Origin of the sequence: Halorhodospira halophila (genome assembly GCF_016653405.1) — a bacterium.
GTDB classification, from domain to species: domain Bacteria; phylum Pseudomonadota; class Gammaproteobacteria; order Nitrococcales; family Halorhodospiraceae; genus Halorhodospira; species Halorhodospira halophila_A.
Genome location: NZ_NHSN01000033.1, coordinates 28,151 through 52,825 on the forward strand (window position 1 = coordinate 28,151; position 24,675 = coordinate 52,825).

A 24,675-nucleotide genomic window follows, 5' to 3' on the forward strand; every position below is an offset into this window, starting at 1 on the left:
CGCCATGTTCAGCAAGGTCCTGATCGCCAACCGCGGCGCCATCGCCTGCCGGATCCTGCGTACCCTGCGCCGGCTGGGCATCGCCTCGGTGGCCGTCCACTCCGAGGCCGACCGCCACTCCCTGCACGTGCGCCAGGCCGACGAGGCCATCTGCATCGGCCCTGCGAGTGCCGCCGAGTCGTACCTCAACCACGAGGCCATCCTCGCCGCCGCGCGGCAGACCGGCGCCGAGGCCATCCACCCGGGCTACGGCTTCCTGTCGGAGAACGACGCCTTCGCCGAGGCGTGCGAGGCGGCGGGGATCGCCTTCATCGGCCCGACGCCGCAGCAGATGCGCGACTTCGGCCTCAAGCACACCGCCCGCGCCCTGGCCGAGGCCAGCGACGTACCGATGCTGCCCGGCACCGGGCTGCTGGGCAGTGTGACCGAGGCGGTGGCCGAGGCCGAGCGGATCGGCTACCCGGTGATGCTCAAAAGCACCGCCGGCGGCGGCGGGATCGGCATGCAGCTCTGCCACGACGCCGCCGCGCTGCAAGAGGCCTACGACTCGGTGCGCCGCCTGTCGGCGAACAACTTCTCCAACGACGGCCTCTTCCTGGAGAAGTACGTCGAGCACGGCCGCCATATCGAGGTGCAGCTCTTCGGCGACGGGCAGGGCACCGTCATCGCCCTGGGCGAGCGCGACTGCTCGCTGCAGCGGCGCAACCAGAAGGTGGTCGAGGAGACCCCCGCCCCGGGCCTGGATGCGGAGACCCGCCAGGCCCTGCTCGACGCCGCCGAGCGGCTGGGCCGCCAGGTGGCCTACCGCAGCGCCGGGACCGTGGAGTACATCCTCGACGCCGACACCGGCGCCTTCTACTTCCTGGAGATGAACACCCGGCTGCAGGTCGAGCACGGCGTCACCGAGGCGGTCACCGGCATCGACCTGGTGGCTTGGATGCTCGAGGCCGCCGCCGGCACCCTGACCGACCTCGCCGCCCGCCGCCCCGCGCCCCGCGGCCACGCCATTCAGGCGCGGGTCTACGCCGAGGATCCCGGCAAGGGCTTCCAGCCGTGCACCGGACTGCTGACCGAGGTCCGCTTCCCGGAGACGGCCCGCATCGAGACCTGGGTGGAAGGCGGCAGCACGATCACCCCGCACTACGACCCGATGATCGCCAAGCTCATCGTCCACGGCACCGACCGGGCCGACGCCCTGACGCGCCTGCGCAAGGCCCTGGCCGAGACCGCCCTGCACGGCGTCGAGACCAACCTGCCCTACCTGCGCGCCATCGCCGCCGACGCCACCTTCGCCGCCGGGCGGGCCACCACCCGCTACCTGGACACCTTCGCCTACCAGCCGGCGAGCATCGACGTCCTCCAGCCGGGCACCCAAACCACGGTGCAGGACTGGCCCGGGCGCGTGGGCTACTGGGAGGTCGGCGTCCCGCCCTCGGGCCCCATGGACGCGCTGGCCTTCCGCCTGGGCAATCGGATCGTCGGCAACGCCGAGCAGGCCGCCGGGCTGGAAATGACCGCCAGCGGGGCCGACCTGCGCTTCCACACCGAGGCCACCATCGCCCTGACCGGCGCAGCCATGGCCGCCGAGCTCGACGGCGCCCCGGTGCCGTTCTGGCAGGCGGTGAGCGTCCCGGCCGGAGCGCGGCTGCGCCTGGGCACCGCCGAGGGCCCCGGGGTGCGTACCTATCTGCTCGTGCGCGGCGGCATCGACGTCCCCCGCCACCTGGGCAGCCGCGCCACCTTCACCCTGGGGCGCATGGGCGGCCACGGCGGCCGCGCCCTGCAGACCGGCGATGTGCTGCACTTCGGCCCGGCGCCGGAGCACCCGCCGACCCCTCTGCCCGCCGAGGCCATCCCCGCCCACGCCACCGAGTGGACCGTGCGCGCGGTCTACGGCCCCCACGGCGCGCCGGATTTCTTCACCGAGGCGGACATCGAGCGCTTCTTCACCACCGCCTGGCAGGTCCACTACAACTCCAGCCGCACCGGCGTGCGCCTGATCGGACCCAAGCCCGAGTGGGCGCGAGCGGACGGCGGCGAGGCCGGCCTGCACCCGTCGAACATCCACGACAACGCCTACGCCATCGGCACGGTGGATTTCACCGGCGACATGCCGGTGATCCTCGGCCCCGACGGGCCGAGCCTGGGCGGTTTCGTCTGCCCGGCGACCATCGTCAGCGCCGACCTTTGGAAGGTGGGGCAGCTGCGCCCCGGCGACCGGGTCCGCTTCCAGGCCGTCGACGCCGCCACCGGGCAGCGCCTGGCCGAGGCGCAGGAAGCGGCCATCGCCGCCGGCCAGCCGGCCGACCCGCCCCTGCCCGCCACCAACCCGGGCCGGGTCGATCCGGCCCGCGCCCCGGCGAACGCCACCACGACCCCGGTCTCGGTGACCTACCGCAGCGCCGGGGAGCGCTACCTGCTGGTGGAGTACGGCCCCATCGTGCTCGATTTGAACCTGCGCTTTCGCGTCCAGGCCCTGCTCGAGTGGCTGACCGAGCAGGCCATCCCGGGGATCCTCGAACTCACCCCCGGCGTGCGCAGCCTGCAGATCCACTACGAGCCCCGGCGCCTGCCCCAGGAGCGGCTGGTGGCGATCCTCGAGCAGGCCGAGGGCGAGCTGCGCGATCTCTCCGAGGCCGAGATGCCCTCGCGCATCGTCCACCTCCCGCTGGCCTGGGACGACTCCCAGACCCGCCTGGCCACGGAGAAGTACATGCAGTCGGTGCGCGCCGACGCCCCCTGGTGCCCGGACAACATCGAGTTCATCCGGCGCATCAACGGCCTGCCCGACGAGGCCGCGGTCAAGCGGACGGTCTTCGACGCGGCCTACCTGGTCATGGGCCTGGGCGACGTCTACCTCTCCGCGCCCCTGGCCACGCCGGTGGACCCGCGCCACCGACTGGTGACCACCAAGTACAACCCGGCGCGGACCTGGACGCCGGAGAACGCGGTGGGCATCGGCGGCTCGTACCTGTGCATCTACGGCATGGAGGGGCCCGGCGGCTACCAGTTCGTGGGCCGGACGCTGCAGATCTGGAACCGCTACCACGTCACCCCGGCCTTCGAGAAGCCGTGGCTGCTGCGCTTCTTCGACCAGATCCGCTTCTATGAGGTGAGCGAGGCAGAACTGCTGGAGATGCGTGATGCCTTCCCCCGCGGCGGCCTGGCGCTGGAGATCGAGGAGACCACCTTCTCGCTGCAGCGCTACAACCGCTTTCTCACCGAGCACCAGGCCTCCATCGAGGCGTTCAAGACCCGCCAGCAGGAGGCCTTCGAGGCCGAGCGCCAGCGCTGGATCGCCAACGGCCAGGCGGATTACGACGCCGAGAGCGAACCGCCGCCGCCCGCCACCGAGGGCGTCGAACTCGCCGCCGACGAGCAGGCCGTCAACGGCCACGTGCACGCCAACCTGTGGTCGCTGCAGGTGCGCGAGGGCGAACGCGTGGAGGCCGGCCAGACCCTGCTGGTGCTCGAATCGATGAAGATGGAGATCCCCATCTGCGCCGAACAGGACGGCACGATCCGCCGCCTGCTGTGCAACGAAGGGGCCCAAGTGGCCCCGGGGCAGACCCTCCTGACCCTGAGCAGCGACGGGAGCACGCCATGACCCCGCTGACCGTAACCGAACGGCTGGCCGCCTACCGGGACGGCACCCTGGATCCGCGCAGCGAACTGCACCGGGCCCGGGCCGCCGCCCTGGCCGACACCCACCACAGCTGGATCCACGTGCTGGACGAGGCGCAGCTGGCCCCCTACCTGGACCGCCTGGAGGGGCTCGACCCGGCGTCGCTGCCGCTCTACGGCATCCCCTTCGCCATCAAGGACAACATCGACCTGGCCGGCGTCCCTACCACCGCCGGCTGCCCGGACTACGCCTACACCCCGGCGGAGTCCGCCTTCGTCGTCCAGCGGCTGATCGACGCCGGGGCGGTGCCCCTGGGCAAGACCAACCTGGATCAGTTCGCCACCGGCCTGGTGGGCACGCGCTCGCCCTACGGCGCCTGCCCCAACGCCTTTCACCGGGACTACGTCGCCGGCGGCTCCAGCTCCGGCTCGGCGCTGGCCGTCGCCCTCGGCCAGGTCCCCTTCGCCCTGGGCACGGACACCGCCGGCTCGGGCCGGGTGCCGGCGGCGTTCAACAACCTCATCGGCCTCAAGCCCACCTGCGGGCGGCTGAGCACCCGCGGCGTGGTCCCGGCGTGTCGCAGCCTCGATGCGGTCTCGATCTTTGCCGGCACCGCCGCCGACGCGGGGCGGATCCTCGCCGTGGCTGGCGCCTACGACGACGCCGACCCCTACGCCCGCGCGGATCAGCCGCCGACCCTGGGGCCAGGGCGGATCCCGGCCCACGGCTTCCGCTTCGCCGTACCCCCGGCCGAGCAGCGCGCCTTCTTCGGCAACGCGCACACGCCGGCGCTCTTCGAACGGGCCGTTGCACGCCTGCAGGCGCTCGGCGGCGTGCCGGTGGAGCTGGACTTCAGCCCCTTCCTCGAGGCCGCGCGGCTGCTCTACGAGGGCCCCTGGGTGGCCGAGCGCTACGCCGCCATCCGCGCCTTCATCGACCGCCAGCCGGAGAGCCTGCTGGCGGTCACCCGCACGATCATCGGCGCCGGCAGAGAACCCCGGGCCGCCGACGCCTTCGCCGCGGCCTACCGCCTGCAGGCCCTGCGCCGCCAGGCGCAAGCGGCCTGGCAGCAGGTGGATCTGGCCATCACGCCCACCGCCGGCACCCTCCCCAGCCAGGCGGCGGTGGCCGCCGAGCCCGTGGCCCGCAACAGCGAGCTGGGCTACTACACCAACTTCATGAACCTGCTCGACTGCAGCGCCGTGGCCGTGCCCGCCGGATTCCAGGACGAGGGCCTGCCCTTCGGGGTCACGCTCTTTGCCCCGGCGTTCTACGACACCGACCTGCTCGACCTGGCGGCACAGCTCCATCAGACCGGCGTCGACACCCTGGGCGCCACCGGCCGGCCGCTGCCGCCGAGCGAGCCGCCGCCCCCCGATCCGGGGCACGCCGTGGAGCTGGCCGTCTGCGGCGCCCACCTCAGCGGTCTGGCACTGAATCACCAGCTCACCGAGCGCCGCGGCCGCCTGCTGGCCACCATGCAGACGGCGCCCCGCTACCGGCTCTACGCCCTGCCCGGCGAGGCGCCGCAGCGCCCCGGACTGATCCGCGACCGGCGGGAGGGCAGCGCCATCGAGGTGGAGGTGTGGAGCCTGCCGGCCCAGGAAGTGGGCGCCTTCATCGCCGGCATCCCCGCGCCGCTGGGCATCGGCCGGGTGGAACTGGCCGACGGGCGCTGGATCCCGGGCTTTCTGTGTGAGGCCGCCGGGCTCGAGGGCGCCGAGGAGATCACCCACCTGGGCGGGTGGCGGCGCTACGTGGGCGGCTGAGGCGGTGGTACCATGCCGGCGTTCAACCACCCGCAGACGCCGAAGGGCCTGCCGTGCGAGTCCTGTATCTGTTCGACACCACCGACCGCGCCGAGAGCGAGAGCGTCATCGAGATGGCCAGCCACGGCGTGGTGCCGACCATCGTCTGCCAGCCCGATGCGCCCATGCGCAGCCGCTTCGAGGCGGCCGGGCTGGAGGTCATCCCGGTGCGCATGCGCAGCAAGGCCGACCGCGCGGCCATCGCCACGCTGCGCCGCCTGCGGCGGGAGCGCACCTTTGACCTGGTGCACGCCTACTACAAGATCGCCCTGACCAACTACAACCTGGCGGCCATGGGTCTACCGCGGCTGCCGGTGGTGGCCTACCGGGGGATCATCGGCAACCTCAGCTACTGGGATCCGTTCTCCTGGCTCTCGTTCCTCGACCCGCGCATCGAGCGCATCGTCTGCGTCTGCGAGGCGATCCGCCAATACTTCCTGGATAAGCCCTTCCTGCCCGGGACCCGGCTCTTTCGCCCGGAGCGGGTGGTGACCATCCACAAGGGCCACCGCCCGGCCTGGTATCAGCAGCCCGATGCCCAGCGACCGGCCGATCTCGCCATCCCCGAGGGGGCGCCGGTGATCGGCTGCGTGGCGCGGATGAAAAAACGCAAGGGCATCGTCGAGCTGATCCGCGCCTTCGAGCAGATCCCCGCCGAACACAACGCCCACCTGGTGCTGATCGGGCCCATCGAGTACCCGGCCATCGAGCGGGCGGCGGCGGCCAGCCCGGCGGCGGAGCGGATCCGCATCACCGGCTTCCGGGCCGACGCGCCGAAGATCGCCGGCGCCTTCGACATCGCCACCCTGCCCTCGTTACGCCGCGAGGGGCTGCCGCGGGCGATCATCGAGGCCATGGCGCAGGGGATCCCGGCGGTGGTCTCGGACTCCGGCGGGAATCCGGAACTGGTGGAGGACGGCGTCAGCGGCCGGGTGACCCCGGCAGGCGACGTGGCCGCCCTGGGCGAGGCCCTGCACAGCCTGGTCGCCGATGCGCAGCTGCGCGCGCGGATGGGCGCGGCGGCCCACGAGCGCATCGCCACACGTTTTACCGTCGAGCGCACCGCCCGCGAGACCCTGGCCCTCTACGCCGACGTGCTGGGCACACGCGAGGAGCGCCCGGCGCACTGAGCCCGGCGCGGGGCAGGCGCCGGGGCCACTGCACCCCGACACCGCCCCGCGGACGATCCTCAGCGCCCCCCGCCGCCCTCCGGGGCGTCGATCATCTCGTCGTGCTCCTCGGATGCGCTCGCCGATCAGCGGGTAGAACGCCGAGCGGCTTAGAAGTTCGCCCGACCGCCGACCGTCAGGGTCTCCATGGTGTCCCGCGCGCCGTAGTCGGTATTGTCGTACTCGACGAACAGGGCCGCGTCGCGGCTCACATGGAACAGCGCATTGACCGTGGTACCGCTGGCGTCATCCAGAAGCGTATCCCCCTCGTCCCCGGTGAACAGGGACCGCGCCTCAAGCCCGACCTCCAGGCGGTTCAGCCGCTGTCGGAAACCGATCCGTGCCCCAAGCTCGTACTCGCTGCTAACCCCCTGACGATCCGCGTACTCCAGGGCCGGCGCGACGTAGATGTCGGCCTCCCGAGTGACCCCGTAGCGGAAACCGAGGGCGATGGCGCCGTATTCCGCGTGCGTTTCGGACCGAGAATGCCCGATACGCGCATCCTGATGGCGATAGAGACCCTCCACGAATACATGGCGGTGTAGCCAGGCGGAGGCGCGCAGATCAACACCTTCGAAGTCTTCGGAGAACCCGTAATCGGTCACCGAATAACCCACCTGGACCCAGTTGTAGTTGACCCCCGCCATCCCCGCAGCCGGCGCCAGGGCCAACACGGCGGCCATCAGGTACGAGCGGATGCTGTGAGGACGCATGAGGGGCTCCTTCTTCGCCGGGTTCGGTCAGTCAGCTTGCTAACCGGCGTATCGGCGGGCCAGCGGGAATCCTGAGGGCACGATCCGACCGGAAGTAAACCTGATCGCCTTGCTGTTAGCGGCCGTTCGTTGTAGCTTCCGCGCATATCCCTGACACCCGATCCCACCAAGGCCCATGAACGAACAGAACACCCCCGGCACCCGGCCTCCCAGCCACCGCGGCGATGCAAACTTCCCAGAGGAGTCACGCCGGGTCCCGGATGACGAGATCAGCCTGATCGACCTGTGGCTGGTTCTGGTGCGGCGGCGCTGGTGGCTGTTCGGCATCGCCCTGATCGTCTTCGCGCTGGGCACCACCTACGCCCTGCTGCAGAAACCGAGCCAGGCCTACACCACCACGCTGGAGTTCGCCGCCAAGGATGAGGAGCCGCTGATCTCCTCCGACGCTGTCATGGCCCGCCTGGAGCGGGTGGTGCTGCCGGAGCTTAAAAGGCGGTTTGAGGCGGAGCACGAGGTGGGGGCACCGTCCATCGAGATGGACCGCGTCGAGGACTCTCGACTCTTGGTCCTCGAGAGCAGTGTCAGCGAGGATCGCCTGCCCCGGGTAGAGGCCCTCCACGGCGCGGTCCGGGACTGGTTCCTATCAAGCCAGGACTCTGCTTACGACCGGAACCGCTCCCGCTTTGAGCGTGACCTCGAGCAAGTGGAGGAGCGCCTGGCGTCGGAGGTTTCGGGGATCGAAGAGGATCTCGCTGCGACCCGCGATGAGCTGGAACGCGCCCGCGCCGAACGTGAGCGGCTGCAGGAGGCGCGGGGCCGTCTGCAGGAGGATCTGGAAGACGAGAACCTTGCGGAACAGTCCGAGGATTTGCTGCGTATCCGACTGGAAGCGGTGCGCGAGGACCTCTCGATGGCCAATTCGGAAGTGCGCGAGCTACAGCGGGTCATTAGCGAACTGCGCACGGAACGCCGGGAGACGGTCCAGGAGCTGAGCATCGACAAGGCGGAACTTGAGGATAGGCTGGCCGACCTCCAGGCCCCTGACGCGCCTGCCACCGCTGCGGAAGGCGATATTGAGGACGCGGGCGCCAGCCTGATCATGGCCCTGTCCGCGGTACTCGGCGGCATGCTGGGGATCTTCGGCGCCTTCTTCCGGGAGTTCCTGGCCCATGCACACCAGGCGGCTACCCGGACGGGACTGGAAGGCGAATAGGCGGCTGGCGCCGGCTCCTCTCCGCGCGCCAGCCTACTGCCGGCCCGGCGCTGACGCCGAGCCGGCAGCCAGGGCGAGCTGCGAGGCAGTCAAGCCGGCGCGAAGACGTCGCACCAGCCGTCGCCGTTGACCAGGACGTCGGCGAAATCCGGGTGGGAGCATTCGCCGTAACCGTCCTCGACCTCCCCCTCCCAGAACCGGCAGTCGGCGCACCGCTGCCCGGACTCGTAACGGGCGTGGTCCTCCGCATCCGCCGCATCGCTCACGTAGTCGTGGGCGTGGCCGTCGTCGGCCTGCGGCATGGCGGTGGCTGTGCGCTGGTGCACCAGCGCACTGAGCGGGATGGCGGCGGCCGCCAGCGTCGTGGCCTGCAGCAGCCGGCGGCGGTTGGGATCGATGGCGTCAACCATCTTTTTCTCCTCCATGGCTCTCTCTCCCCGTCGTGTCGCAGTGCGCCCGCGCCCAGTCAGGCCGGTCAGAAGGTGTACCCCACCGAGCCGACCACCATGTGGGCCGTGTAGTCGTAGTTGTCGCGGCCCATGAGCACGTAGTCGTCCATCTCATCCACCGGACCGGGCCCGAAGCCCAAGGCCCAGTTGTCCTCCTCGAAGCGCTGGCCCAGGTAGGCCAGGCGGTAGTGGAACTGTTCCGAGGCCCGGTACTTGCCGTAGAGTTCCAGCTGTGTGAGCCGGGTGGTCAGCGTCGGGTAGTCGGTGTCCTGGGCGCGATCGAAACCGATGTCGACATCGGTGCTGGCGTAGAGCACCTCCGCGCCCAGGGACCAACGCTCGTCCTCGGTGACGGTGGCCTCCGTCCCCAGCCCGACGGTCAGCGTCTCCTCGTCCTGGAGCAGGCTGCGCTGCTCGCCGGCGAGCTGCCGCTCCCCGTCGTCCCAGGTGACGAAGCCGTAGCCGGTCCACTGCTCGGTGGGGAAATAGTCCAGGGACAATGTGTAGGAAGCGCGGTTGCGCTCCTGCAGCCCCATATCCGAGTCGGTGAAGTCGTCCTCGCTGTAGGTCAACTCCGCGCCCAGGGCCAGCTCGGGGATCACGCTGTAGGTGCCGCTGACGCCCAACTGGGTCTGTTCCAACTCGGCCAGGTGGTAGACCTCCGCGGGCAGGATGGTGGCTGCCTCGGACGCCGGACCGACGTACTCGGCACCTTCGCGGTAGAGCCTGCTGGCGAACACGGTCCCCTCCAGCTGGGGAGTGATCCGGCTGCGCAGCCGCGTGCGGAAGGTATCGTCCCGGGTGCTGCCGTCGGTGAAGTCGCGGTCGGTGTAGCGGTGCTCGTAGCCCAGCACCAGGTTGGAGCGCGCCGGCAGGCGGATATCCGCGTCGACGTCGGCGATGTGCCGCGTCCAGCCGTGGGGCCGCGTCCGGTCTTCCAAATCATCCTCCGTGAAGTACTGCGGCGTGCGGTTGTCCCGGTCGTCGTAGCGGTAGCTGCCGCGCACCTGCAGACGCGGATGGAAGCGGTGCGTCCCGCGTAGGGTTGCCCGGGTGGTGTCGATGCGCCCATCCAGCGACGAGGGCAGGTCGTCGTCGTCTTCAACGAAGCGTTCATCCTGCAGCGCACGGCCCAGCTGCAGGTCGGCGCTGACATTCGTCCCCGGCTGGATGGCGTAGGCGCCAGAGGCGAAGACCTGGTGGTAGAGGTTGTCGGGCTCGCGATAAACCTCGCCAAAATAATCCGGGTCACCGGGTTGAGCCGGATCTTCTACAGTTAGTACCTCATCCGCGAGTTGCTGGAAGCTGGAAAGGTGGTAGCCAATACGGCCCTGTAGCTGATCACCTCCGTATTCCAGGCTCACGCGGTATTGATCCGTGCGCTGATCGATCGGCACGGGGATTTGCAACCCGGTATTTGTAAAGCCGCCAGGATCCGGGGTTTCTACACGGCCGAACCGATAGGCGTCGGTCTCCTCCCGGCTAAAGGAGAAGTTCGCTCGCCAATCGTCAGTCAGGTGACCCACGGCATCGAAGGCAAGACGCTCGCGGTGGCGCTCCACCTTCCAGTCGCGCAGCAGTTCCGGGCTGTCCTCGAAATCATCGACACCGTCCCATCCGTCGGGGAGCGAGAGCCGGTCGGTGCCGTCACTGCGCAGGGGGCTCTGCACGTCGCGGTCGTAGAAGCGCGGGCGTTCGTCGTACTCCAGGGAGAACCCGTAGGTTCCCTGGACGCCGTAGCGACCGCGCAGGCGGCGGGAGTCGAGCCCGAGGTCCCGCCCCTCGAGGCGGCCGTAGCGGGCGTCTTCATCGCCCTCGCCGCGGTAGCGCAGGTCGAGGTGGGCCTCCGGGTAGAAACCCTCGTCCACCGGCCCGGTATAGCGGCGGAAGTGGTAGTTGTCCTCGCTCAGGTAACCGACCCCCAGCCACAGCTGCGAGCTGGCCGGGCCGACGAAGGTGGCCGAGGACTCCGGCGTGCCCGCGCCAGCGGCGGCGGGCAGGCCGAAGGCCGTCAGCACCAGGGCGCTGCTCAGGGCGCGCTGCTTGGTCATGATTCCCTCCTCCTTCTGCTTCTGTGCCGCCACCGCTTTACGGATGAGGCCGGAAGCTGTCGCCGCCCGGGTGGTTGGAGCCGTGGATGTCCGAGTGGCAGTTCAGACAGCCGCGGCCGAGGAACTCCGCCCCGTCCGCCCAAGGACCACTGGTATCGAAGTCATGCGGATCCATTCCGGGATGAGGTCCTGGGCCAGCCCCATGCTGATGACACGACTGGCACAGCTGTGTGGTCCGCGCCTCGAGCAGATTGGGATGCACCGAGCCGTGGGGGTCGTGGCAGTTGGTGCAGTCCTCGCGGACCGGCATGTGCTCCCACAGGAAGGGGCCGCGGTACTCGGCGTGGCAGTTGTAGCAGGTCTCGTTGACCTGGCCCTCGCGCAGGAGACTCTCGCCGCCGGTGCCGTGGGGGTTATGGCAGTTGGTGCAGGTCACCTGCCCCTCCTCCACCGGGTGGTGGTGGGGGCGGTTGAAGTCGACGCGGCGCTCCTGGTGGCAGCTGGCGCACAGCTGCAGCTCATTCTCGGTGTGCAGCAGGCGCTCGTTCTCGCCGTGCATGTTGTGGCAGTCGACGCAGGCCATGTCCTGGAACTCGTGGGCGCCGCCGTGCCAGTGCATGCGATCGCCCCCGCTGTGGCAGTCCAGGCAGGTCTGGTTGGCCTCATCGGTGCTGATGTCCTCACCGATCTGGTAGAAGTGCTCCCAGCCGTCGCCGTGGCACTGGTAGCAGTAGTTGCCGTCTTCCGGCGTCTGTCCCGCCGGGGTGCGCGGGTCCGAGGCGACGGCGTGAGGGGTCTCCTCCATGCGACCGATGTGCGCGCGCAGGTCATCGACCCGGCGCTCGGCCATCACCGGCGAGAGGCCACGCACCTCCTCGACAAACTCTTCGATCTCTTCGGGGTCGAGGTCTTGAGCCGGGGCCGTGGCGGCGAACAGCAGCAGTGCGAAGAGGGCCGCGACGCCGCCGGCCGAGATCGCAAGCCGGTTGAGTGGTTGTCTGAACAAGGCACCCTCCTCCCCTTCGGTGCAGGTTTGATCGTTATCAAACCTGCACTTAGCAAAAGGCAGGCCAGGTCAAACGGGCCGCGATCAAAGCCCCGCGATTCCGGGAGTTCAGCGGGAGGCCGGGGTTGCGGACGGGGGGTCGGCGGGGCCTGCCAGCGGTCAACGGCTGCGCAGCCTGGTCGCAGCCTGCGCAGCGCCCCCCCGGTGGTCGGCGGCTCGCCCTTGTGCCATGGTGACTGGGTTGATTAATGTCAAATCATAAAAAGCAGGGCACGCTGCGCCCACCAGGGCCAGACACGCCCTGCCGGGCGCCGGGAGGAGAGGCATGCGCGGATGCGTTCTGGTCGTGGATGACCACCGGGAGATCGTCTACGCCGTCCGGCGGCTGCTGGAAAGCCGCGGCCTGGAGGTGATCAGCGCCGCCTCGGCCGCCGAGGCCGAGCCGCTGGTCGCACGGGCGGATGCGCTGATCCTCGACATCCAGCTGGAGCAGGACAACGGCCTGGCGCTGCTCCAGCGCCTGCGCAGCGCCGGGGACGAGACCCCGGCGCTGGTGCTGTCGGCCCACACCTTTCCGGACAACGTGGTGGAGGCCAGCAAGCGCGGCGCGCTGCAGATCCTCGCCAAGCCCATCGAGGCGGAGGCCCTGGTGGCGGCGGTGGAGGAGGCCCTGAGCCAGACCCCATCCGGTACCGAGGCCTCCGGGCTGAGCGCCGAGGCCCACGAGGTGCTCGGTACCTCGGCGGCGATGATGGAGGTCTTCAAGGCGTTGGGGGTGGCCGCGGCCAACGACCTCAACGTCCTGCTCACCGGCGAGACCGGTGTCGGCAAGGAGGTCTCGGCGGAACTCATCCACCGCCACTCCCACCGCGCGCACGGGCCGTTCGTGGCCATCAACTGCACCGCCATGCCGGAGAGCCTGCTCGAGGCGGAGCTCTTCGGTCACGCCAGCGGCGCCTTTACCGGCGCCAACCGGGCCGCCGAGGGCAAGGTGGAGGCAGCCACCGGCGGCACCCTGTTCCTGGACGAGATCGGCGACATGCCGCTGGCCTTCCAGGCCAAGCTGCTGCGCTTTCTGGAAGACAAACGCTTCTACCGCCTGGGGGAGTCGACCCCGCGCCAGGCCGATGTGCGGGTGATCGCCGCCACCAACCGCCAGCTCCTCGGCGCGGACGCGGGTCAATTCCGCAGCGACCTCTACTACCGCCTGGCGCAGATCCCGGTACACATCCCGCCGCTGCGCGAGCGACTTGAGGACGTCCCGTCGCTGATCGAGGCCTTCATCCAGTCGGCCAATCAGGAGATGGACCTGGATATCCACGGCATCACCCCGGCGGTGCGCCGCCAGGCCCAGGGGCACGGCTGGCCGGGCAACGTCCGCGAGCTCAAGAACGCCGTCTACCGGGCCGCGGCCAAGCGGCAACGCGGGCTGATCGACAGCCTGGAACTCGCCACCGGACAGGGCGAGCCGACCGGCGACGGCGACTTCGAGGCGGCGCTGGACGGCGCGCTCGACCGCGCGCTCCACCAAGGCGAGCTGCCGGAGCTGCTCAACGAGATCGAGCGCCGTGCCGTGCAGCGGGCGCTGAAGCATTACAACGGCAACAAGAGCCGGGTGGCCGAGGCCCTGAACGTCTCGCGCAACACGCTCCGCGCGCGGTTGCAGGCCATGGAGGAGACGACGGAGTGAGGTGCTGGCTGCCGCGCAACATGGCGGTACGCCTGGGTGCCACCTTCCTGCTGGTGACCCTGCTGGTGGCGCTGCCACTGACACTGTGGTTCGACCACTACGCCCGGGGCATGATCGAGGCCGCCGTCGAGCGGGCCGTCGAGGGGGCGGACGCGCGCATGATCCTCGACGCCGCGGTGGTCTCCGAGGCGTTCGACCGGGTGCGCGGCCTGGCAATCTTGGTGGTCGGCCTGAGTGCGCTGCTGGCCGCCGGCATCGGCGCCCTCATCGCGGCGCGCTGGCGGGCACGGATGCGCGGTATCGTCGAGCAGGGCCACCGCCGCGCACGGCGCGCCCAGGGCGGTGGCGAGCAGCCGGCGCGCTGCCCGGGCAGCCCCCGCCCCAGGCCGGGCGAGGACGAGCTCGACACCGTCGAGCGGCAGCTGCTCAACACCGTGGACCAGCTGGGGCGTTCGCAGTGGCTGCTCGACAGTGTCGAGGACATGGTCATGTTGGTCGATGCCCACGGCACCATCCGCCACGGCAACGCGGCCATCGGCACGCGCTGCGCCAGCTGCCCGGTCGCCGACTGCCAGGGCGCCAGCGTGCCGGACATCCTCGGCAACGGGCTATGGCTGCGCATCCGCAACGGCATCGAGCGCAGCGGGTCCGGCACCTTCGAGCAGGAGCTCCCGTTCGAGGGGCGACATTGCCCCGCCCTGGTCTCCTACCGGGTGTTGGGTGAGCTGATCCTGATCAAGATCACCGACCTGAGCGAATACCGCAGGCTCCACGAGCATCTGGAGAAGCTCCAGGCCCTATCCACGCTGGGGGAAATGGCCACCGAGCTGGCCCACGACATCAAGAACAGCATCGTGCCGGTGCGCCTGCTCTGCGAGGTCGCCCCGCTGGAGACGGAAGACCGGGAGGCGATCTTCCGCTCGCTGGATCACATCCACGAGCTGGTCAACGATTTCATGGCATTCGGCTGCGGGCGCAGCAGCGAGCGGCGCAGCGGCGCGCTAACCGAGATCCTGCAGAGCTGGACGACGGTGCTGCGCAACGAGGCCCAGACCAAGGGTGTGAACCTGAGCGCGGAGATCGCCGACGCCCCGGTGGAGCTGCCCGGGGGCTTTCGCATCGTCTACGCCAATCTGGTGCGCAACGCCGTCCAGGCCGTGCCCGCCGGCGGCCGGGTGCAGGTGGATGCCCGTGTGGATGAGCGCGGCACGCTGGTTCTGGAGGTGACGGACGACGGCCCGGGCATCCCACCGTCGCTGCGCGAGCGGCTGTTCGAACCCTTTGCCACCAGCCGCACAGACGGCACCGGGCTGGGGCTGGCGCTGGTCCGGCGCTACGTGGAGGAAGCCGGCGGCGAGGTCGCCTGCGACTCGACGCCCGGAGCCGGGACCACATTCACGGTGCACTGGCCAGGGGCCGGCGAAGCAACGGGCCGCTCACCGACCCCGTACCCAGGCCAGGCCTCGCCCGCCTGATCGCGGCGCCTGCGGTTGCACGGGCCACTTGCCGCGCATAGGCTCGGGGTCCACCCGGAACGCCCCACGGCCCATCCACCGTGCCACTGCCACGAGCGCCAGCCCATGAGGATGCACCCGCCCCTATCCGCCACCCCGATGCTGGTCCCCGGGGCGCCGCAGCGGACCGAAGAGGCAGCCTGCTCATGAGGGGGTGGCGGCCAGCCGTCTGGGTCTGCTTACTCGTGGCCTGCGGCCCGGCCGGCGCCGGGGATGAGCGATCCTACGGCGGCGTGCTGGACGACGGCTGGCGGGTGGCGGTGGCCACCGGCACACTCGAGGTGGCCGACGGCACAGAGACCGGCACCGCGCACACCCTGGCCCTAGCCAATGGCGCCCACGTGATCAACGACCGCGGGCGGTACTGGGACTTCGAGGTCGGCCTGGCCTACACGCAGACGGCCTCGCATCCGGAGGGCGCCGGCGGGGCGTCGGTGCAGGCCAACCAGACCGACATCTATTACCAGGCGCGGCGACTGCTCGGTGAGTCGCCCTGGTTCCTCGGCTGGCACGTGGCACTGACGCGCACCAGTATCCAGCCGGCAGACGACGCCTCAGACCGCGATCTGGGCTTTACCGGCGGCGTCATCGCCGGCTACCGCGGCCCGGGCCGGTTGGGTGTACAGGTCGAGGGCCTGCTCACCGACCCGGAGCCCGACGGTCTGTCGCTGGGCTACGAGACACGGCAACTGCGCGGCGGCATCGTCCTCCGCTTCTAGAAGATGTCGCCTCCGGGCGACACGCCGGTCACAACCCAATTCAGCAGGTTACGGCACTACCCCACCTTGCGGTGTCGCCCTCAGACGACATCCGACCGCTGCACGCGGTGGGCCAGACCCACCCACGAAGCGCGCAGGTCACTGATCGGAAGGGGTTTTGGTCATGTTGGCACGCACCGTGCTTGGTGAGTGGGCGAGTGATCGAGGTTGATCACGACGGGCAACCCAAGCAATCCAAAGCGGAGGTCACGTATGCAACACAAGCACTGGATCGCCGGTCTCCTGGCCCTGATGGTCGGTATGGGTTCCACCGCCGCCATGGCGTTCGACACCGAGGGCGAGGCAGACGACCAGTGGGAGGAGCCGGCTGACGACGGCTTCGAGGATGACGGCTTCGACGACGACGGCCTCGAGTTCGAGGAGCAGGACGACGAGATCGATCCCTGGGACGAGGATGCCGACGACGCCGATGCCGGCGATGAGGAGCTTGACTGGTAAAGGCTCCGTGTAACCCCTATCGGGCTCTCTATGGGGAGGCCCCATCCAGGAGGGATGGGGCCTCCTTTTTTATGGACGGCGGCACGACTAGTCAAAAAAAACCCCGGACCCTGGGGGGTAGGATCCGGGGCAACAGCCAACCCGGCCTTGGGGGGAACCGGGTTGTGTGCGCCACGCTAGAGAGGAGGTTGTGGACCGCACATCAGCGACGCTCACTAGGTGCGACCATCCGTCACGCCGAAGAGTTCCCCACCGCGAACCACGCATCGAGGACCTCCGTCAGCTCATCGATCCCCTCGCCCTTGAGCGCCGAGAACAGCTGCACGCTCGGCAGCGTGACGCCGGCCTCGGCGGTGGCCCGCTGCACCGCCTGCAATCGGTTGCGTGCGGCGCCGCGCTTGAGCTTGTCCGCCTTGGTCAGCACCCCGTGGAGCACCAGCCCGGCATCGGCGCACCAGCGCAGCATCTGCAGGTCCAGCTCGGTGGGCGCGTGGCGGACATCCATGATCACCACCACGCCGTAGAGCGCCTGGCGGTTGCGCAGGTACTCGGGCAGGGCCTGCTCCCAGCGCCGCTTCACCGCCTGGGGCACCTTGGCGTAGCCGTAGCCGGGCAGGTCGATGAGTCGGCGGGTCTCGTCGAGGTCGAAGCAGTTGATCGTCTGCGTCCGCCCCGGGGTGCCGCTGGTGCGTGCCAGCTTGCGCTGGCCGGTCAGCGCGTTGAGGACGCTGGACTTGCCCACGTTGGAGCGCCCGGCGAAGGCCACCTCGATCCCCTCGTCCGGCCCGAGGTCCGCCGGGGTGGGCGCGCTGAGCCGGAATTGCGCCCGCCGGTAGATACGGTCTGCTGTCATGCCTGCCTCTTGTGTCACGATTCGGTCCTTTCATGGTTTCATAGGCAGCGCGAATCGTCGCCGGTCTGCGCGTGGCCGGACAAATTGACGCTTGCGGACGCTGCTGCTATAAGTGGCAGCGTTCTGCGTCCAAGGTACGCACAAGGAAAGCCCACTCCATTAGCGGAGCGAACACAAGTCATGCACAAGCGCACCCTGACCGGCTTTACGGTCGCCGCCCTCGCGCTCGGCGCGACCACCGCCCAGGCCGAGGTCGACCTGGATGCGGGCGAGCAGCTGAACAACGAGGTCTGTCTGGCCTGCCACGGTGTCACCGGTGTCAGCGATGTCCCCGAGTGGCCCAGCCACGCTGGGCAGCACAAGGACTACATCGTCTACCATCTGGAGCTTTTCCGGGACGAGAACCGCTGGGACCCGGAGCTCCTGATGACACCCAACGCCACCGAGCTCTCGGATGAGGACATCCGCAACGTGGCGGCCTGGCTCGAGAAGCAGGACCCGCCGCCGGCACAGGACGTGGACGAGGAGCTGGCCGAGCAGGGCCGTGAGATCTACCACAGCGGCATCGGCGAGCGGAACGTGCCCTCCTGCGCCTCCTGCCACGGGCCCAACGGCGAGGGCATCAAGGGTGGCCAGTTCGCCGCGGTGGCCGGTCAGCAGGAGGTTTACCTCAACGATGCGCTGACCGCGTTCAAGAATGAGGACCGCGCCAGCGACCGCAACCGCATGATGCGCGACACGGCCGGTCGCATGACCGAGGAGGACATCGAGGCCGTCTCCGCCTACATGGCGAGCATGACGCTCCTCGACGACGACGACGAGTGATCGCAACGCCTCGCTGTCCCGACCAGGTCACGGATAAGCCCGCCTCTCCCCCGCATCCGCGGGGGTAGGCGGGTTTTTTTATACCCGGCAGGAACGACGCCACTCCGTCGCCCGAGGCTTCGGCACCCATGACCAACATCTCCTACCGTCTGCGCGAGGGCGTCTACGCCACCCTCCACCCGACGCTCTCGCCCGAGGCGCCGGCCACCATCCGGGTGGTCAGCTACAATATCCAGAACGCCATCGCCACCTCGCGCTACCACCACTACTTCACGCGGGGCTGGAAGCACGTGCTGCCCGACCGGCAGCGGCAGATGAACCTCGAGCGCATCGGCGGCTGGATCGAGCCCTACGACCTGGTCGGGCTGCAGGAGGTGGACGCCGGCAGCTTCCGCACGGGCTTCATGAACCAGGTGGAGCACCTGGCCTACAAGGCGGATTTCCCCTACTGGTACATCCAGACCAACCGCAACATGGGTCGCCTGGCACAGCAGAGCAACGGCCTGCTGGCCCGCTACCGCCCGGCGGAGATCCGTGAGCACCGCCTGCCCGGGCTGATCCCCGGGCGCGGGGCACTGCAGATCCGTTTCGGCGCGGGCAGCGAGGCGCTGAATGTCATCCAGGTGCACATGGCCCTGGGCCGGCGGACCCGGATCCGGCAGATGGACTTCCTGGCCGAGCTGGTCAACGCCCACCGGCACGTGATCGTCATGGGCGACCTGAACTGCCGGACGGACAGCCCGGAGCTCGACCGCCTGGGGCGGCGCACCGACCTCTCCGAGCCCATCCACGGGCTGCACACCTTCCCCAGCTGGCGCCCGCGCCACAACATCGATCACATCCTGATCAGCTCCACGCTCCGGGTGCAGCGGGCCCGCGTGCTGGAATATCCCCTCTCGGACCACCTGCCCATCGCCATGGAGCTGGGCCTGCCCGAGGCAGTCCGGCTGCCTGCGGCATAACGCGCAGGGGTTTGTTGCCGCCCGCGGAACTGTATTACGCTCCCGCGTCAAGTTCCGACGGGGAGCATGGCCATGACGGATTTGCGGCAGTCGATCCATGGAGAGTGGGGATCGCGGTGGGCCTTCATTCTGGCGGCAACCGGCTCCGCCGTGGGCCTGGGCAACATCTGGCGCTTCCCCTACGTCGTCGGTGAGTACGGCGGCGGCGCCTTCATCCTGATCTACCTGGCCTGCATCCTCGCCATCGGCATCCCGGTGATGATGGCCGAGATCCTCATCGGCCGCCGCGGCCGCCAGAGCCCCATCAACACCATGCGCGCCCTGCCCGCCGAGTACGGCGGCGGACGCTGGTGGCAGATCCTTGGCTGGCTGGGGGTCTGCGCCGGCTTCCTGGTGCTCTCCTTCTACTCGGTGGTGGCGGGCTGGTCGCTCGCCTACGTCCCCTACACCGCCACCGGCACCTTCACCGGCGCCGAGACCAGCCAGGTGGAGGAGGTGTTCGGCAACCTGCTGGCCAGCCCGTGGCAGATGCTCTTCTGGCACACCCTGTTCATGGGGGCCACCGCCTACATCGTCCTGCGCGGGGTGCAGAACGGCCTGGAGCGCGCGGTGCGCCTGCTCATGCCGATCCTCTTCCTGCTGCTGCTGGTGATGGTCGGTTACGGCATGGGCGCCGGGGCGTTCGTCGAGGCGATGGACTTCATGTTCTCGCCGGACTTCAGCGCCATCGGCGGCGATGCGGTGCTGGTGGCGATGGGCCAGGCCTTCTTCACCCTCAGCCTAGGGCTTGGCGCGATCATGGCCTACGGCTCGTATCTGTCCAAGCGCTCCTCGATCCCCGGCAACAGCGGGCTGATCGCCGGCGCCGACACGGTCATCGCGCTGCTCGCCGGTCTGGCCATCTTCCCCATCGTGCTGGCCGCCGGGCTCGATCCGGACAGTGGGCCGGGCCTGGTCTTCGTGACCCTCTCCTACGGCTTCGGGCAGATGCCGCTGGGCGCGCTGTTCGGCACGCTGTTCTTCCTGCTGCTCTCCTTCGCCGCGCTCACCTCGGCGATCTCCATCATGGAGCCGGCCACCGCCTACTTGGTGGAGACGCGCGGCTGGAGGCGGCCCAAGGCGGCCGCAGCGGTGGCTGCCGCGGCCTGGCTGGTGGGCATCGGCTCGCTGCTGGCATTCAACGTCTGGGCCGGGTTCACCATCGCCGGGCTGAACTTCCAGGAGCTGGCCGAGTACCTCTCCACCAGCATCATGCTGCCGCTCGGCGGTCTGCTGATGGCGGTGTTCGCCGGCTGGGTGCTGCCGCGCAGCGTCACCGGCCAGGAGCTGGCGCTGCCCGGGTGGCTGTACCGGACCTGGCTGGTGCTGGTGCGCTACATCGTGCCGGCAGCGATCCTGGTGGTCTTCGCCAACAGCCTCGGGCTGCTCGGCTAGCCCGTGGGCGCCGGAGCCCGGCTCCGCCGGGCCACGGGATGAACGGACACCGCGCGGCGCCTAGGCGCTGCCGCGGTGTCGCTCTTTCAGGCCCACGTAGTGGTTGGCGGAGTAGCGCAGGTGCTCGCGCTCGGCGTCGGTCAGCTCGCGCACCGGCTTGGCCGGGTTGCCCAGGTAGAGGTAGCCCCCGGGCAGCTCCTTGCCCGGCGGCACCAGGGCGCCGGCCCCGATGATGCTCTCGGCGCCGACCACGGCCCCATCGAGGATCACCGAGCCGATCCCCACCAGGCAATGATCGCCCACGCGGCAGGCGTGGATCACCGCCTTGTGGCCCACCGTCACCTCGGCCCCGATCAGCGCCGGGAAGCCGCCGGGGCAGTAGGGACCGTCGTGGCCCACATGGACCACCGCGCCGTCCTGGATGTTGGTGCGCGCACCGACCTCGATGCGGTGGACGTCCCCGCGCAGGACGGCCGTGGGCCAGACCGAGACCTCCTCCTCGAGGGTCACGTCGCCGATGACCAGGGCCGTGGCATCGACCCAGGCCCCGGGACCGAGCTGCGGGCGGATGCCTCCGAATTCGCGGATCATGTCGGCTCCCGTTTGATTACAGGGTCACCAGTTCCTCGGCGCTGGTGGGGTGAATGGCCACCGTGTTGTCGAAATCGGCCTTGGTCGCCCCCATGCGCACCGCCACGGCGAAGCCCTGGAGCATCTCGTCGGCGCCCTCGCCGAAGAGGTGCACACCGACCACCCGCTGCTCGGCACCGACGGTCACCAGCTTCATGGCCGTGCGCCGCTTCACCTCTTGGGGGGCCAGGGCGTAGTTCATGGGGAAGAAGCGGGTCTGGTGGCAGGTGACCTGGTCGGCGCCGTAGGCGGCCTCGGCCTCCGGCTCGGTCATGCCCACGGTACCCAGCGGCGGGTGGGTGAAGACCACCGACGGGATATCCCGGTAATCCAGGCGGCTATCGCTCCGGCCGGCAAAGAGCCGATCGGCCAGGCGCCGCCCGGCGGCGATGGCCACCGGGGTGAGTGGGAAGTCGTTGCCGGTGACATCACCCACGGCCAGCACCGAATCCACCTCGGTGCGCTGGTAGTCGTCCACCGGGATGGTGCCGTCGGCCCGTGGGGTGATACCGGCACGCTCAAGACCCAGGCCGCCGGTGGCGGCGTCGCGGCCGATGGCCCAGATGACGGTATCGACGCCCTCGATGCGCCGGCCGTCCTCGGCCACCAGGGTGTGCCTGCCGTCCGCCTGGCGCTCGCAGGCGGCGGGGACGAAGTGGGTGCGCAGGTCGAAGCCGTCCACCTCCAGGCTCTCGGCCAGGGCCTCGCGCAGCAGCGGGTCGAAGCCGCGCAGGGGACCATCCCGACGCACGGTCAGCGTGGTCTCGGTGCCCAGGTGGTGCAGCACGCCGGCCAGCTCCACGGCGATGTAGCCGGCCCCGACGACCACGGCCCGACGGGGCTGCTCACGGAGTTGAAAGAAACCGTCGGAGTCGATGCCGTGCTCGGCCCCGGGGATCTCCGGCCGGCTCGGCCGCCCGCCGGGGGCGAGGAGGATGTAGCGCCCGTGCAGGGCCCGGCCGTCCACCTCGACGGTGTGGGCGTCACGCAGCTGCCCGGTTCCCCGGTAGAGCTCGATCCCGGCACGCTCGACGTTGGTGGCGTAGATCCCGTTGAGCCGCTCGACATAGGCGTCGCGGGCCCGGCACAGGGCCGCCCAGTCGAAGCCGGGGGCCTGCCCCAGGCTGAAGCCGAAGTCGGCGGCGCGCTCGAGCGCGGCGGCCGTCTCGCTGGCGTACCACATGACCTTCTTGGGCACGCAGCCGACATTGACGCAGGTGCCACCGAGCCGGTCGCGCTCGACCATGGCCACGCGGGCCCCGTGAGCCGCAGCGCGACGCGCCGTGGCCATGCCACCGCTGCCGCCACCGATGACGATCAGATCGTACTCGTCCGTCATGGACCCTCCTCGAAAACCGGCATCGGGCGAACCCCCCGCTCCCCCGGATCCGGTGCAGGGATCGTTCGCCGCACGCGTGCTAGAGTGTAACGCGTCCGCTGCTGAGGTGGTGATATGTCGCAAAACCCGCTGCTTGACGATCACTTGCTGCCGCCGTTTCCACGCATCCGCGCCGAGCATGTCGAACCCGCTGTGGAGACCCTCATCGAGGGCAGCCGCGAGGCCCTCGAGACGGCCCTAGCAGCCGGCCCGCCCTACACTTGGGAGGGCCTGATGCTGCCCCTGGAGGAGGCCGACGACCGGCTGGCCCGGGTCTGGGCACCGGTCGCCCACCTGCACGCCGTGGCCGATTCGCCGGAGCTGCGCCAGGCCTACAACGCCGCCCTCCCGGCACTCAGCGCGCACTACGCCGAGCAGGGCCAGGATCCGCGGCTCTACCGGGCGATCCACGATCTCTCGGAACGCGCCGCTGCGCTGGGCCTGGATCCAGCGCAGCGCAAGGTGATCGCCGACACCCTGCGCGATCTGGAACTCGCCGGTGTGGGGCTCGAAGAGCCGGCACGCAGCCGGTTCCGGGCCAACGCACAGCGCCTGGCCGAGCTCGGTGCCCGCTTTCAGGAGAACGTGCTCGACGCCACCCAGGCCTGGCACCTGGACGTGGACGAGGCGGCACTGGCCGGATTGCCCGGCTCGGCCCGCTCCATGGCCCGCCAGGCGGCGACCGAGGCCGGCGTCAGTGGCTACCGCCTGACCCTGCAGATGCCCAGCGTGCTGGCCGTGCTACAGCACGCCGAGGACCGCGAACTGCGCCGCGAGGTCTACACCGCCCACGCCACACGGGCCTCCGACGCCGGCCCCCACGCCGCGCACTACGACAACACCCCGGTGATGGAGGAGATCCTGCGCCTGCGCGCCGAGCAGGCCGATCTGCTTGGCTACCCCAGCTACGCCCACCAGGCCCTGGCACGGCGCATGGCCGACTCCCCCGAGGAGGTGCACGGCTTCCTCACCGATCTGGCCGAGCGCGCCCGCCCACGCGCCCAGGACGAGTTCGACGAGCTGCAGCGCTTCGCCTACGAGCGCGACGGGATCGATCACCTGGAGGTCTGGGACGTCCCCTACTACAGCGAGCGGCTCCGCGAGGAGCGCTTCCAGCTCTCCGACGAGACGCTGCGCCCGTACTTCCCGGCCGAGCACGTGGTCGAGGGGCTGTTCACGATCGCCGAGCGGTTGTTCGGGGTCCGCTTCCGGCTCCGCAACGACGTCGAGAGCTGGCACCCGGATGTCCGCTATTACGAGCTGCTCGATGCCGACGGGGCCGCGCGCGGCGGCCTCTACGCCGACCTCTACGCACGCACGGGCAAGCGCAGCGGCGCCTGGATGGGCGAGTGCTGCAGCCGGCGCCGCCGCGGCGACGGCGTTCAGCCCCCGGTGGCCTTCCTGACCTGCAACTTCATGCCCACCGCCGAGGGTGAGCCAGCGCTGCTGACCCACGACGAGGTGGTCACCCTGTTCCACGAGTTCGGCCACACCCTGCACCACCTGCTCACCCGCCAAGACTGGCGCCCGGTGGCGGGGATCCACGGGGTCGAGTGGGATGCGGTCGAGCTGCCCAGCCAGCTGCTGGAGAATTGGTGCTGGGAACGCGAGGGGCTGGATCTGCTGGCCGCTCACCACCAGACCGGCGAGCCACTCCCGCAGCCACTGTTCGAACGGCTGCGGGCCTCCCGCGACTTCCAGGCCGGGCTGCAGATGCTCCGCCAACTGGAGTTCTCACTGTTCGATCTGGAACTCCACCAGCGCCGGGACGCCCCGGAGGCGGCCGGCATCCTGAGCACCCTTGAGGATGTCCGCCGGCGCGTGGCGGTGGTCCACCCGCCGGCCTGGCAGCGCTTCCCGCACAGCTTCGCGCACATCTTCGCCGGCGGGTACGCCGCCGGCTACTACAGCTACAAGTGGGCGGAGGTGCTCTCCGCGGACGCCTTCGAGCGCTTTCGCGAGGAGGGGCTGCTCGAGCGCAGCGTGGGCCAGTCGCTGGCCGAGAACATCCTGGAGATGGGCGGTGCGGCCCCGGCCCGGGAGCTGTTCCAGGGCTTCCGCGGCCGGCCGCCGAGCATCGAACCGCTGCTACGCCAGAGCGGACTCAGCGACGACCCGGCCCCCTCCCGCGGGTAATC

General features: G+C 70.0%; 19 protein-coding genes. 12 read left to right on the top strand and 7 right to left on the bottom strand.

Annotated elements, in window-relative coordinates:
- The first annotated feature begins 4 nt into the window (after window positions 1-4).
- Genes uca through CCR79_RS12545 form a run of 3 tightly spaced genes read left to right on the top strand, consistent with a single transcriptional unit; the run spans window position 5 to window position 6,563 of the window.
- On the top strand, window positions 5-3,607 hold the full coding sequence (uca, locus tag CCR79_RS12535; protein WP_201173475.1) for an urea carboxylase: 3,603 nt from the start codon (window positions 5-7) through the stop codon (window positions 3,605-3,607).
- Window positions 3,604-5,394 carry an allophanate hydrolase gene (gene atzF / locus CCR79_RS12540; protein ID WP_201173492.1) on the top strand — a complete coding sequence of 597 codons (1,791 nt, stop codon included), beginning with the start codon at window positions 3,604-3,606 and terminating at the stop codon, window positions 5,392-5,394. The genes uca and atzF overlap by 4 nt, the downstream gene beginning before the upstream one ends.
- A 53-nt stretch (window positions 5,395-5,447) precedes the next feature.
- Complete coding sequence (locus CCR79_RS12545; RefSeq protein ID WP_201173494.1) at window positions 5,448-6,563, top strand: glycosyltransferase; 1,116 nt, start codon at window positions 5,448-5,450, stop codon at window positions 6,561-6,563.
- Between the two features lie 149 nt (window positions 6,564-6,712).
- Here CCR79_RS12545 and CCR79_RS12550 read toward each other — a convergent pair whose 3' ends face one another.
- Window positions 6,713-7,315 (bottom strand): hypothetical protein, encoded by a 603-nt coding sequence (locus CCR79_RS12550; RefSeq protein ID WP_201173496.1) that lies wholly within the window; start codon window positions 7,313-7,315, stop codon window positions 6,713-6,715.
- A 175-nt stretch (window positions 7,316-7,490) separates the two neighbouring features.
- On the opposite strand from CCR79_RS12550, the gene CCR79_RS12555 reads away from it, so the two are divergent.
- Window positions 7,491-8,528, top strand: coding sequence for a Wzz/FepE/Etk N-terminal domain-containing protein (locus tag CCR79_RS12555; protein WP_201173498.1), 1,038 nt, complete (start codon window positions 7,491-7,493; stop codon window positions 8,526-8,528).
- An 89-nt stretch (window positions 8,529-8,617) separates the two neighbouring features.
- Here the strand turns inward: CCR79_RS12555 and CCR79_RS12560 are convergent, their stop codons facing one another.
- The 3 genes from CCR79_RS12560 to CCR79_RS12570 form a co-directional block, all read right to left on the bottom strand.
- Entirely contained in the window at window positions 8,618-8,938 is a 321-nt protein-coding gene (locus CCR79_RS12560) for a high-potential iron-sulfur protein (RefSeq protein ID WP_201173555.1), read from the bottom strand.
- 65 nt (window positions 8,939-9,003) lie between these two features.
- Entirely contained in the window at window positions 9,004-11,028 is a 2,025-nt protein-coding gene (locus tag CCR79_RS12565) for an MtrB/PioB family decaheme-associated outer membrane protein (protein ID WP_201173507.1), read from the bottom strand.
- Window positions 11,029-11,065: 37 nt separating this feature from the next.
- On the bottom strand, window positions 11,066-12,034 hold the full coding sequence (locus CCR79_RS12570; protein WP_201173509.1) for a DmsE family decaheme c-type cytochrome: 969 nt from the start codon (window positions 12,032-12,034) through the stop codon (window positions 11,066-11,068).
- Window positions 12,035-12,359: 325 nt separating this feature from the next.
- Between CCR79_RS12570 and CCR79_RS12575 the strand changes: the two genes are divergently transcribed.
- From CCR79_RS12575 to CCR79_RS12590, 4 genes are all read left to right on the top strand, one after another.
- The gene (locus CCR79_RS12575) at window positions 12,360-13,724 is read left to right on the top strand and encodes a sigma-54-dependent transcriptional regulator (protein WP_201173511.1); all 1,365 of its coding nucleotides are present in this window, start codon (window positions 12,360-12,362) and stop codon (window positions 13,722-13,724) included.
- Window positions 13,721-15,199 (top strand): ATP-binding protein, encoded by a 1,479-nt coding sequence (locus tag CCR79_RS13920; RefSeq protein WP_201173513.1) that lies wholly within the window; start codon window positions 13,721-13,723, stop codon window positions 15,197-15,199. Before CCR79_RS12575 ends, CCR79_RS13920 begins: the two co-directional genes overlap by 4 nt.
- A 185-nt stretch (window positions 15,200-15,384) precedes the next feature.
- Window positions 15,385-15,957: a hypothetical protein gene (locus CCR79_RS12585; RefSeq protein ID WP_201173516.1), complete on the top strand. Its 573-nt coding sequence runs from the start codon at window positions 15,385-15,387 to the stop codon at window positions 15,955-15,957.
- A gap of 252 nt (window positions 15,958-16,209) precedes the next feature.
- Window positions 16,210-16,455, top strand: a complete 246-nt coding sequence (locus CCR79_RS12590) for a hypothetical protein (RefSeq protein ID WP_201173519.1) — start codon at window positions 16,210-16,212, stop codon at window positions 16,453-16,455.
- 232 nt (window positions 16,456-16,687) lie between these two features.
- Here the strand turns inward: CCR79_RS12590 and yihA are convergent, their stop codons facing one another.
- Window positions 16,688-17,308: a ribosome biogenesis GTP-binding protein YihA/YsxC gene (gene yihA, locus CCR79_RS12595; protein ID WP_201173522.1), complete on the bottom strand. Its 621-nt coding sequence runs from the start codon at window positions 17,306-17,308 to the stop codon at window positions 16,688-16,690.
- A gap of 180 nt (window positions 17,309-17,488) precedes the next feature.
- On the opposite strand from yihA, the gene CCR79_RS12600 reads away from it, so the two are divergent.
- The 3 genes from CCR79_RS12600 (at window position 17,489) to CCR79_RS12610 (ending at window position 20,529) form a co-directional block, all read left to right on the top strand.
- Entirely contained in the window at window positions 17,489-18,133 is a 645-nt protein-coding gene (locus CCR79_RS12600) for a c-type cytochrome (protein WP_201173525.1), read from the top strand.
- Between the two features lie 128 nt (window positions 18,134-18,261).
- A complete protein-coding gene (locus tag CCR79_RS12605; RefSeq protein WP_201173534.1) occupies window positions 18,262-19,095 on the top strand; it encodes an endonuclease/exonuclease/phosphatase family protein in 834 nt (277 codons plus the stop codon).
- A 72-nt stretch (window positions 19,096-19,167) separates the two neighbouring features.
- Window positions 19,168-20,529, top strand: a complete 1,362-nt coding sequence (locus tag CCR79_RS12610; protein WP_201173537.1) for a sodium-dependent transporter — start codon at window positions 19,168-19,170, stop codon at window positions 20,527-20,529.
- A gap of 60 nt (window positions 20,530-20,589) precedes the next feature.
- Here the strand turns inward: CCR79_RS12610 and CCR79_RS12615 are convergent, their stop codons facing one another.
- Window positions 20,590-21,120, bottom strand: a complete 531-nt coding sequence (locus CCR79_RS12615) for a gamma carbonic anhydrase family protein (RefSeq protein WP_201173540.1) — start codon at window positions 21,118-21,120, stop codon at window positions 20,590-20,592.
- Window positions 21,121-21,136: 16 nt separating this feature from the next.
- The gene (gorA, locus tag CCR79_RS12620; RefSeq protein WP_201173543.1) at window positions 21,137-22,498 is read right to left on the bottom strand and encodes a glutathione-disulfide reductase; all 1,362 of its coding nucleotides are present in this window, start codon (window positions 22,496-22,498) and stop codon (window positions 21,137-21,139) included.
- A 114-nt stretch (window positions 22,499-22,612) separates the two neighbouring features.
- Between gorA and CCR79_RS12625 the strand changes: the two genes are divergently transcribed.
- Window positions 22,613-24,673, top strand: a complete 2,061-nt coding sequence (locus CCR79_RS12625; RefSeq protein ID WP_201173546.1) for a M3 family metallopeptidase — start codon at window positions 22,613-22,615, stop codon at window positions 24,671-24,673.
- Window positions 24,674-24,675 lie beyond the last annotated feature (2 nt).

What these genes read in the sequence shown, in the direction of transcription:
- yihA (WP_201173522.1), bottom strand. Translation starts at nt 17,308, where the DNA reads ATGACAGCAGACCGTATCTACCGGCGGGCGCAATTCCGGCTCAGCGCG.
- atzF (WP_201173492.1), top strand. Translation starts at nt 3,604, where the DNA reads ATGACCCCGCTGACCGTAACCGAACGGCTGGCCGCCTACCGGGACGGC.
- CCR79_RS12615 (WP_201173540.1), bottom strand. Translation starts at nt 21,120, where the DNA reads ATGATCCGCGAATTCGGAGGCATCCGCCCGCAGCTCGGTCCCGGGGCC.
- CCR79_RS12600 (WP_201173525.1), top strand. Translation starts at nt 17,489, where the DNA reads ATGCACAAGCGCACCCTGACCGGCTTTACGGTCGCCGCCCTCGCGCTC.
- CCR79_RS12565 (WP_201173507.1), bottom strand. Translation starts at nt 11,028, where the DNA reads ATGACCAAGCAGCGCGCCCTGAGCAGCGCCCTGGTGCTGACGGCCTTC.
- CCR79_RS12625 (WP_201173546.1), top strand. Translation starts at nt 22,613, where the DNA reads ATGTCGCAAAACCCGCTGCTTGACGATCACTTGCTGCCGCCGTTTCCA.
- gorA (WP_201173543.1), bottom strand. Translation starts at nt 22,498, where the DNA reads ATGACGGACGAGTACGATCTGATCGTCATCGGTGGCGGCAGCGGTGGC.
- CCR79_RS12560 (WP_201173555.1), bottom strand. Translation starts at nt 8,938, where the DNA reads ATGGTTGACGCCATCGATCCCAACCGCCGCCGGCTGCTGCAGGCCACG.
- CCR79_RS12575 (WP_201173511.1), top strand. Translation starts at nt 12,360, where the DNA reads ATGCGCGGATGCGTTCTGGTCGTGGATGACCACCGGGAGATCGTCTAC.
- CCR79_RS12590 (WP_201173519.1), top strand. Translation starts at nt 16,210, where the DNA reads ATGCAACACAAGCACTGGATCGCCGGTCTCCTGGCCCTGATGGTCGGT.
- CCR79_RS12610 (WP_201173537.1), top strand. Translation starts at nt 19,168, where the DNA reads ATGACGGATTTGCGGCAGTCGATCCATGGAGAGTGGGGATCGCGGTGG.
- uca (WP_201173475.1), top strand. Translation starts at nt 5, where the DNA reads ATGTTCAGCAAGGTCCTGATCGCCAACCGCGGCGCCATCGCCTGCCGG.
- CCR79_RS12555 (WP_201173498.1), top strand. Translation starts at nt 7,491, where the DNA reads ATGAACGAACAGAACACCCCCGGCACCCGGCCTCCCAGCCACCGCGGC.
- CCR79_RS12605 (WP_201173534.1), top strand. Translation starts at nt 18,262, where the DNA reads ATGACCAACATCTCCTACCGTCTGCGCGAGGGCGTCTACGCCACCCTC.
- CCR79_RS12585 (WP_201173516.1), top strand. Translation starts at nt 15,385, where the DNA reads ATGAGGGGGTGGCGGCCAGCCGTCTGGGTCTGCTTACTCGTGGCCTGC.
- CCR79_RS12550 (WP_201173496.1), bottom strand. Translation starts at nt 7,315, where the DNA reads ATGCGTCCTCACAGCATCCGCTCGTACCTGATGGCCGCCGTGTTGGCC.